The sequence below is a fragment of the Stenotrophomonas sp. STEN035 genome (assembly GCF_056759935.1).
Genome location: NZ_JBRRDY010000005.1, coordinates 104,314 through 112,834, shown reverse-complemented (window position 1 = coordinate 112,834; position 8,521 = coordinate 104,314). Strand labels below are relative to the sequence as shown.

Annotated in this window: 10 protein-coding genes; 2 read left to right on the top strand and 8 right to left on the bottom strand. The window is 59.4% G+C overall.

Going from position 1 to position 8,521, the window contains the following annotated elements; genetic code table 11:
* Positions 1 to 4: 4 nt before the first annotated feature.
* Positions 5 to 1,018, top strand: coding sequence for an OmpA family protein (locus tag ACVOLL_RS04260; protein WP_481511748.1), 1,014 nt, complete (start codon positions 5 to 7; stop codon positions 1,016 to 1,018).
* 147 nt (positions 1,019 to 1,165) lie between these two features.
* Here the strand turns inward: ACVOLL_RS04260 and ACVOLL_RS04255 are convergent, their stop codons facing one another.
* Entirely contained in the window at positions 1,166 to 2,239 is a 1,074-nt protein-coding gene (locus tag ACVOLL_RS04255; RefSeq protein WP_481511747.1) for a serine hydrolase domain-containing protein, read from the bottom strand.
* Positions 2,240 to 2,339: 100 nt separating this feature from the next.
* Positions 2,340 to 2,885, bottom strand: coding sequence for a hypothetical protein (locus ACVOLL_RS04250; protein ID WP_481511746.1), 546 nt, complete (start codon positions 2,883 to 2,885; stop codon positions 2,340 to 2,342).
* 199 nt (positions 2,886 to 3,084) lie between these two features.
* Here ACVOLL_RS04250 and ACVOLL_RS04245 point away from each other — a divergent pair, with 199 nt between their 5' ends.
* Positions 3,085 to 3,267, top strand: a complete 183-nt coding sequence (locus ACVOLL_RS04245; protein WP_481511745.1) for a hypothetical protein — start codon at positions 3,085 to 3,087, stop codon at positions 3,265 to 3,267.
* 64 nt (positions 3,268 to 3,331) lie between these two features.
* On the opposite strand, the gene ACVOLL_RS04240 is transcribed toward ACVOLL_RS04245, so the two are convergent.
* From ACVOLL_RS04240 to ACVOLL_RS04215, 6 genes are all read right to left on the bottom strand, one after another.
* Positions 3,332 to 3,667, bottom strand: a complete 336-nt coding sequence (locus tag ACVOLL_RS04240) for a hypothetical protein (RefSeq protein ID WP_481511744.1) — start codon at positions 3,665 to 3,667, stop codon at positions 3,332 to 3,334.
* Positions 3,668 to 3,763: 96 nt separating this feature from the next.
* Positions 3,764 to 4,258 carry a hypothetical protein gene (locus tag ACVOLL_RS04235; protein ID WP_481511743.1) on the bottom strand — a complete coding sequence of 165 codons (495 nt, stop codon included), beginning with the start codon at positions 4,256 to 4,258 and terminating at the stop codon, positions 3,764 to 3,766.
* A gap of 436 nt (positions 4,259 to 4,694) precedes the next feature.
* Complete coding sequence (locus tag ACVOLL_RS04230; RefSeq protein ID WP_481511742.1) at positions 4,695 to 5,144, bottom strand: nuclear transport factor 2 family protein; 450 nt, start codon at positions 5,142 to 5,144, stop codon at positions 4,695 to 4,697.
* Positions 5,145 to 5,203: 59 nt separating this feature from the next.
* Entirely contained in the window at positions 5,204 to 6,103 is a 900-nt protein-coding gene (locus tag ACVOLL_RS04225) for a type 1 glutamine amidotransferase domain-containing protein (RefSeq protein ID WP_481511741.1), read from the bottom strand.
* 91 nt (positions 6,104 to 6,194) lie between these two features.
* Positions 6,195 to 7,211, bottom strand: coding sequence for an AraC family transcriptional regulator (locus tag ACVOLL_RS04220; protein WP_481511740.1), 1,017 nt, complete (start codon positions 7,209 to 7,211; stop codon positions 6,195 to 6,197).
* A gap of 324 nt (positions 7,212 to 7,535) precedes the next feature.
* On the bottom strand, positions 7,536 to 8,363 hold the full coding sequence (locus ACVOLL_RS04215) for a hypothetical protein (RefSeq protein WP_481511739.1): 828 nt from the start codon (positions 8,361 to 8,363) through the stop codon (positions 7,536 to 7,538).
* Positions 8,364 to 8,521 lie beyond the last annotated feature (158 nt).

Below are 8,521 nucleotides of genomic sequence, written 5' to 3'. Positions count from 1 at the left end.
CGACATGACACCTCGTCGTACGCGACTGATTATTGGAGTACTGCTGAGCGCTGCATGCACGGCACCGTTGTTGGCGCAACAGCCCAGCGCCGGGCAACGGACTGAGCTGTTGCCGCAGAAGGCGCGAATCACCGACGAAGCGCTGTATGCGGATCATTCGCGCTACCAGGCCGCCCAGGATCGGATCCAGGCGCTCAATGACGGTGGCCGCCCGGTACGCGACTACCACCTGTCCAAGGCGCAATGCTGGCTGGACGTATCCTTCCACGAGTACAGCCGCAACGACCGCAGTGACTTCCCGCAGCTGGCATTGGATGAGTCGGTCAAGCTGATCGACGGCATGGAGCGGGGCGTGTCACCGCTGCCAACGGATACCCCGTTGGTGAACGATGCACGCTATTTGCGCGAGGACCTGTGGAAGCGTCTGCGCGTCATCCACGGAACCCCGGGGTTTGAATGCGCGCAGCAGGCGGTCGCCTGTGGCGAAGTGGAGCTGGTGCATGCGGGCAATGAGTTCAACCAGCAGCAATGGCGCCACTCAAAGCCATACATCCAGATCGCCGAAGACCTGACCAACGACGCCGAGGCACTGGCGCGCCAGTGTGACGTGGAACCGGCGATTGTCCCGCCGCAGCAAGCGGTGCTTACCGCCAATGTGGTGTTTGATTTCGACAAAGATACCCAGCGGCATATCCGCGCTGAATCACTGCGCGCTGTGGACGATGCACTGCGCCGCGCCAGCGAAGAGAAGAGGAAGATTACCGGCGTGCAGCTGATTGGCCACGCCGATCGTCTGAAGGGCCCAACGGATCAATACAACCAAGGCCTGTCCGAACGCCGCGCGCAGACCGTTCGCCAATACCTGATCAGCAAGGGCATTGCTGCGGACCTGATCAACTACGAATGGCGCGGTGACAGCGAGCAGGTGCAAGCCTGCGACGGCATGAGCGGGGCGAAGCTGCGCGAGTGCCTGCTGCCCAATCGTCGAGTGGAGGTGAAGTTCATTACGACGCGCTGAGTTCTGCTGGGAAACCGGGCAAACCGGCAGGTTGTTGCTTGCGGTAGTGCCGAGCCATGCTCGGCAGAGGCACTACACGTAGATCACCAGCCGCCCTGCAGAAGCGACGCAGGCCGCAACACTTGCTGCCACACCAGTGCCCGACAACTACTTTATTGTCGGCAGCGAGGCGTCACGTCCATAGATGGTCTCCACGATGGCTTCCACAAAAACATTGGTCGGGATGCGCTCGCCATTGGTCGAGTAGGCGAGCGCGATGCCATCCTTGGGGTTGTAGATGACCCGTGAATGAGATCCAAGCACGTCGCCGCCGTGGCCAAGAAATCGATCCTCCCCGTACGTGAACTCCGCAAGACCCATGCCCCAGCCCTTGCCGACGACCGGCTGCATCTGCTCCACGGTATCCCTGCGCAGGATCCTGTACTGAAACAGGCTGGTAATCAGTGTGTTCAGATCGTGCGTGGTACTTGCGATATCACCAACACCGATCACATTGGAGTAGTCGACATCCTTGATCTCTCCCCACTGCCCCTTGAACGCATAGGACTTGAAGACATTGGTGGGATGAGACTCAACTGATGCGAAGTTGTCGAGGCCCAGCGGCGCTGCAATCTCCTGGGCAACGATCTGGTGATACCCACGCCCATACACTTTTTCAAGGATCATCCTCAGCAGGAAGTACGCGGAGTTGGAGTACGCGACACGTTCACCTGGCTCGAACGTCGCCCCCTGCCTCTTGATCTCCTCCAGGATCTCGCTCTGGCTGAGTGGGTCAATCACCCAAAGCGAGCCATCCTTTATGCCGAAATTCCCGAGCCCACTGGAATGCCCCAACAGGTTCCTGATGGTGATCTTCTGCGCAGACGGCATATCAGGATAGAAGTCGGACAAGCTGTCATCCAGACTCAGACGCCCATCTTCTATCAGCTTGAATGCCAGAATCGCCGTTACCATCTTGGTTACGGATGCGACCTGGTATTTGCTGTTCTCATCGTGAGCAACGCCGGCCAGGTTCTGCTGCCCGAAGCTCCTGGCATAGACCTCGCGGCCGTCCTGGAAAATGGACACACTGCCGATGCCACCATTGTTGTCTTCGACATAGCTGAGGAAGTCTTCCAGCCTTTCCGCATGCACTGCTTGTGACGACACAGGTTCCGAATGCACCACCTGCGCAAGCGCGAAAGCCGGAAGAAGCAACAGCAGGGCAGCCAATCTCTTCATATCACTCGTTTTGATCAAACAATTCAGTTGCGTGTGTGCTGGTGAACGAGAGACATCCACTGGCCTGAGCTGGAGCAGGTACATCTTTCCGGTTGCTACATCATGCTGCCGATGCCGCGCGCGCGCGGCGCACCGCCCATGTGACGGCCGGCCACAACACCAGCCGGCTAATTACAGCGATCAGCATCGGCACGCAGGCCACCAGCGCCGGCAATACGGGACCGAAGACAAAGGTCATCCCCATGACGAACCCGAACAGGTACTCGGCCCGGTAGAGCGGGAACAGAACAGCAGCCACCAGCAGCGCCATCATCACCTGCGTGGCGGCCGCCTCGCCGCTGCTGACGAAGGCCACCGACAACGCGGCTCCTCCCAGCAGTGCCCCGAGGAAGCCGGCGATGGCCGGAATGAGTGCACCCGGCCGTTTGCGCGTTCGCCGAGTAACGACCCAGCCCGCCAATGCGCCCAGCAACGGCATTGCCAGCAATGCCCACACATTGGAGATTGCCGGCAGGCTCGCGTCATTGAGTAGATGGTGGCGCAGAATGCCACCGTGGGCGTGTTCCCAGATCAACTGCATGAGCGCGGTGGCCATGCCAAGTGCCACGGCGAAGGGAAGCAGCCATCGGGACTTCTGTGTCGTCATGATCAAATCCCTATGAAGGGAGTCCGGATTGTGATGACGACAGGATAGGAAGGACGTATGCAGCACACAATGTGACTGGCGGCACCATGACCAACGGCGGTTGGGCTGCAGCAATGCTCGCGATTCGCTGCCCGCGGGCTGCGTCATGGCTTCCAAACAATCGAGGTGGATCGGGGCGCATAGCCGCGCTAGATACCGAATGAGCGTTAAGCTCACCTCCGAAAAATTGCGGAAATTCGCCATCTACGACAGGAATGGAGACTTATTCCCGATCAGCGATATTGATTCAATTGAACCCGTTGCTGGAAGAAATCTGACAACGCCGGATGCTCAGGGAAACAGAGGTGGAAGTGCGGAAGTGACGCAAGCGCATCATGTCTGATGCGAAAGACAAGGACATCATGTGCAGCATGCCGAAGGCAAGCGGCAAGCGGCAAGCGGATGTATTAGGTGCTGGATGCAATGAGAGCAAGGACGATTTCACTTTCACGAAGGTTGCCCTGCTCACGCAGGACGCAGGCGAGCACGCTCAAGTAGTCGGCCTCGCGAACGAACTGCTCATAGCCGTTGGGACGCCCCCAGTATCCGTATATCTCAACCATTCCTGCAGGAATGCTGAGTCCCTCGATCTCACGTTGATACTCGTCCAGGTCTCCCGGGTAAACAACGCCGAAGCCACCGTTGGAATCGCCAAAGCCATGCCGTTTTCGAGCGAAATCCGCCAAGTCCGTGGGTTTATACCAAGCCCCAATGACTTCCCGTATAAGCAGCTCTGTATCCATATCGCACTGATTCACTACCGCAGCACCTAGTTATCGAAAGGCCAGGACATCATGTGTCTGGAGTTGATGGTAAGTTCAATACGGAATTATCGGCGCTCAGCCGTTGTAGGAGAGAACTACAAGACGGAGCGCAGGAATGACCAGAATTACTTTTTCCGGGCCATTGACGTAATAGGAGCCTGGGTGGTGCGTAGCGTGTTCGATCTGGTCCTGAAGATACTGGTCAAGTTCAGCGCACTCCAAGCCTGGCGATAGCAATGTCTGATCATCGTCAATGAACTCGGCTTGCGGCGTTGGAAGCCATGGGCCGAAGGTATGGTAATGGTCATTCGATTTGCGGGAATGGCTTGTTCCGGGAAGGTAGTTGATGCCGTTTTTGATCAGCGCCTTGGTGGTCGCTGCGTCAATGCGATACACGGCTGCTCCACACCCTTCTCTCAGGTCCCACATGCCACCTCTTGCCACTGGGTAGCTGATTCCAATCTCGGCGGGGATGATGCGCAAGTAGAACAACTCAATCCAAGCCATGCCGGAAATAGAGAGTGCAAGTGCGGCGGCAGTTAGCTTCGCAGAGCGAGGAAAAGTCTTCATGAACGCTGATTGCCTGGTAGCCAGATCCCGGGGCCAGGTTATAAAGACTGTGCATAGCGCAGCCCAAGGTTGGCGATTCCTTTGATACGGCTCGATCTTAGGCTTGCCGGGTCCTGCCAACAAGCATGTACGTAGCCAGCAGAGCGAGCCAGCTGGAGAGCGAGGCGATGGCTAGATCGATGGGGGGGATGAGCATCGCTTTGGGTCGGAAGCAGTAGTCTTCGGCTTCCATCAGTCTGATCGCCGAGGTCAGCGAAGTGACCAAGGTCGCTGGCTCAAAGATGCGCTCGCGGCTGCGTTGTCACCCGGCATAGCCCACGAAGATACTTCAAGTGATAGTCCGTGCATCTGTTCCCGCTACCCGCACGCATAAATAATGCGCCCGGCTTTCACCGGACGCACCATCACGTAACTGATGCGAAGAGCTACGCCCCGCTTACGAAACTGGCGTCTTGCGCTTCCCGCTCCACGACTTGCTGACGATCATCCAGTTGCCGTCGATCTTCGCCAACGCGAGGTAGTCCGAGCCGTCCCATGTCGGATAGTCGAGGGTGAGCTTGACCACGGCGGCGCTGTCCGTCACATCCAGGATCTGGTATTGGCGGTGACGTTGCGCCTCATCTGGCGCTGGTTTGCCGGGAAACCCTTTGGCCCATTCTTCCGTGGTCTCCATGACGACGGCGCCGCGATTGGACGAATAGCCGATAACCACGCCGTCATTCCGCAGTACGCCGCTGAGCAGCTTGGCGTCGCCTGCTTCGAAGCCGCGCAGCAGGGTCTGCATGGCGCGATCAACTTCAGCATGTTCGTTGTTCTGAGCCATCAGTGAGGTGGGGAGCAGAAGCAGTGCTGCGGCGAGAACGGTGGATCGGATTGATGTGTTCATGGGTTTCCTGGGGAGTGTGGGTTGTTGATGTGCGTGGAGTTGGACGGGGTTCTGGCCGCTCAATCCCTCCTGGCCTGGCTGGTTTGCGGGTTGGGAAGCTTGCGCAGCGCATCGACCACGGCTGCAGCCAACGGCCCTGCGGAGGCATAGTTCTGGCCCGTCATCACGCGGCCGTCGACTTCGATATAGGGTGCGTAGCCGTCCACGGCATGGAACAGGCCGCCTCGGGCTTGTACGGTCTGCCGGATCAGGAAGGGGAATTCCTTGAAGTAGGCGGCGTCGCGGTCTTCGTGTTCTTCGGGGTAGCCGGTGATGCGCTTGCCGGCGAGCAGGCTTTGGCCGCCGGCGAGTTTGAGGTTCACGATTCCGGCCGTGCCATGGCACACGGCTGAGACCACCCCGCCATTGCGCTCGTAGACATGCATGGCGATGTCCTGCAGGGCGCGGTTCTCGGCAACGCCGTACATGGCGTTGCTGCCACCGACGTAATAGACGGCGCGGTACAGGCTGGGGTCGATCTGCGCCGGTGTGGCGGTGTTGCGCAGGCCGCGCATGACGCGCTCGTCCTGCAGGCGCGCTTCCACTTCCTTGCCCACGTACGGGTCGAGGATGGGGACGTCGCCGCCGTCGGGGGTGACGAAGTCCACTGCGTAGCCGGCCGCCTGGAACGTATCCCATGCATGGACCACTTCGCCGAAGCTGATGCTGGCCGGGATGTTGGAGCTGCCGTGCACCTTGCTGCTGGCAAGGATGAACAGGATGCGTTGCTGTCCGGTCTTGCTGGGGTCGCTGAGGCTGGTGCTGGCGACAAGCTGATGGCCACCGGCCTGTTGCGTGGATGTCTCAGCAGTGGGCCGCTCCATGGCGGGTCCGGTGTTCGCTGCGGCGTCGGAAATGCCGCCCTGCCACGCGTAAAGCAGCACGATCAGCAGGGGTTTGAGGAGTCGATGTATGGGCATGGCTTCGGCTCGTTGGGGGTGAGCCGGCAGCCTATCGTACCCCTTATAAATCAATGTCTTGCTGTGTAATTCCGGAGTGCTGGAATCTATTTCAGGAGTTGCCGGCAGCGGCGCGGAATGCTCCCGGGGGCTGGCCCTCCAGCTTTTTGAAGGCGGCGTGGAAGGTGGACATCGATTGGAAGCCAGCTTCCTCGGCAACCAGCTCAAGTGGCTTTGGCGGCAGCTGCAGTAGCAGCGTTTTTGCCTCGATGACCCGCAGCTGCGCCAGGTATTGCTTGAAAGAGGTCTGCTTGTTGTCGTTCAACAGCTGCGACAGCCGGGTCTGCGGAATGCCCAGTCGACGGGCGAGGCGGGGCAGGGTCAGGCCCGGATCGAGGTAGAGGCGCTCGCGTGCCATCAGGTCGGCCAGCGCCTGCAGTTGTGGCGCTGCCTCGTCTTCGGAAATCCGCCGGTCCTGGTAGGGCTCGATCGGCGCTTGGCCGGAACGCAGGCGCAGGTAGACGAGCATGCTCGCGGCCAGGAGGAAGGTGAAGGACAGCGCGCCCACGATATACGAGGTATAGCCAGCGGTGAAATAGGCGGCCCAGATCAGCCACACGCCGAGCAGCGCCCCCAGTAACAAGGTGCTGGAGGCTGTGTCCTTGAGCTGGGTGCGGTGCCGGTACAGCAGTCCACTGGCCAATAGCAGGTAGCCCAGCCAGACATATTGGATGGCCGGGGTGATGGCATGCCGCCACAGCTCGGGATGGCCGGTGTAGGGCAGGAATACATTCACCCCGATGACAATGGCCAGCAGGCCGGTGAGGTGCCAACGGTCCGTCTTTCGCGGGCTGGAAGCGTCGGCCAGGCTTGAGCGCAGCAGAAAGAACAGGCACGGTCCGATCATGAAGCAGGCGGTCAAACCCACTTGCAGGACCACCCTGGGAATGTCCGGCCAGAAGTAGTAAGCGACCGACTTTCCGGTGCGCATTCCCACGACCAGAATCAACAGCGCCAGCCAGCGCTGGCTGGGCTCGCCCTTTGCCCGCCACCACAGGAACGATGCGAGGGTGGCGCCAATGAAGGCGCCAAGCATGGCAAAGAAGAACAGGAAGTGTTGGCTCAGCATTGGCGAAGTATTGAGAAAACCAATCTTTCGTCAAGGTGCGGAGGTCATGTATGAAGTTGCATCGAGAGCATGCGGATGTCTTGCGTATTTGGTCGCTAGGCCAAGGTTTCCCGTGCCGGTTCCACGATCTGCATCGGTGTGGAGCCTGGCTCTTTCATATGAGTCGCGTATGGCAAATGGCGGTTCAATCGAAATTGGACCAACGAAACGGCATTGCAGCCGCAGGTTGGTTGGGCCGGATTATTGGGGGTGATCTAGTTCCGGCCGTGGGCAGGCATGGACGTGTGCTTTTGCTCCTGGCCAGTGCCCTGTCCAACGGGTCGATTACCTGATCAAACGTTCCAGTTTCAGGCGCGCCATCGATTTCTCATCGCCCAGTGCCGCGCCGCGCTCCAATAGTGCCAGTGCAGCGTTGCGATCTCCTGCGCTATCACGTTCAAGTCGCATGATTGCCGCGTTGTAGGCGGCGATCGCGCTTCCAACGCTTGCCGCATGCTCAAAACCGTTCAATGCGCCATCCGGGCATAGCATGAAAATGTCAGCACCGGCGGCGGCACGCATCTGCAGCTCTGCATCGTTTTCGGGAAAAAGGCCTTGGGATTGGCTGAACCAGCCCGCGGCGAGGGGTACAAGCAGCTCTTCGTTCTTGGGAAGAAAGTAGGATCCAGCGCCCTCGCGCAGGGTGAATGCTTGTTGGGTTGTGCGACGTGTGCCGTCCTGCTTCAACCAAAGGAAGCCGTCCTCCCCAGCGACAGGAAATCCCCCGAGTGCATTGGAGAGTCGGGTAGCCAACGATTGCGTGCCAGGGCTTGGCGAGGTGCCGGTCCACGAGCCGATCAGCTCGATGCGTTTCACCTTGTGGTCAAGTGTTGGTTTGATGGACGCCGCCAGCTCGTCGATGGTGAGGATTCGCATATCCGCGTCGTACATCCGCCACGGACTTGTATGGAGGCCGATCGTGAGGATGTCATCGCTATCCGGTACCGCATCCATGTACTGGGAGACGGCATTCCCAGAGTAGATGCAGTTCTCCGGGTTCTGCTTCGGTGAGCAGGTCGGTACGGATACCGTGCCAGACAAGGGCAGTGACGCTGTTTCGCACGCTTGTGCGACGGGGCTGAGCAGGCACAGCATGAGAACGGAGGCTTTCATGGACTGACCTTCAGCAGGTGCGATGGGTAGTGCGACGAGAGTGCCGGTTGGGTGGCGCTCGTGCAAGGCATCGACCATCCAGGGTTTGTTTCGGCAGCACTTGGGAGGGTGTTGCCTGGCGGGCTGATCGGCACCAATGGTATTCGTCCGGAGCTCGA

Excerpts from the sequence above, each read along its gene's own strand:
- ACVOLL_RS04260 (WP_481511748.1), top strand. The coding sequence starts at position 5 with ATGACACCTCGTCGTACGCGACTGATTATTGGAGTACTGCTGAGCGCT.
- ACVOLL_RS04255 (WP_481511747.1), bottom strand. The coding sequence starts at position 2,239 with ATGAAGAGATTGGCTGCCCTGCTGTTGCTTCTTCCGGCTTTCGCGCTT.
- ACVOLL_RS04250 (WP_481511746.1), bottom strand. The coding sequence starts at position 2,885 with ATGACGACACAGAAGTCCCGATGGCTGCTTCCCTTCGCCGTGGCACTT.
- ACVOLL_RS04245 (WP_481511745.1), top strand. The coding sequence starts at position 3,085 with ATGAGCGTTAAGCTCACCTCCGAAAAATTGCGGAAATTCGCCATCTAC.
- ACVOLL_RS04240 (WP_481511744.1), bottom strand. The coding sequence starts at position 3,667 with ATGGATACAGAGCTGCTTATACGGGAAGTCATTGGGGCTTGGTATAAA.
- ACVOLL_RS04235 (WP_481511743.1), bottom strand. The coding sequence starts at position 4,258 with ATGAAGACTTTTCCTCGCTCTGCGAAGCTAACTGCCGCCGCACTTGCA.
- ACVOLL_RS04230 (WP_481511742.1), bottom strand. The coding sequence starts at position 5,144 with ATGAACACATCAATCCGATCCACCGTTCTCGCCGCAGCACTGCTTCTG.
- ACVOLL_RS04225 (WP_481511741.1), bottom strand. The coding sequence starts at position 6,103 with ATGCCCATACATCGACTCCTCAAACCCCTGCTGATCGTGCTGCTTTAC.
- ACVOLL_RS04220 (WP_481511740.1), bottom strand. The coding sequence starts at position 7,211 with ATGCTGAGCCAACACTTCCTGTTCTTCTTTGCCATGCTTGGCGCCTTC.
- ACVOLL_RS04215 (WP_481511739.1), bottom strand. The coding sequence starts at position 8,363 with ATGAAAGCCTCCGTTCTCATGCTGTGCCTGCTCAGCCCCGTCGCACAA.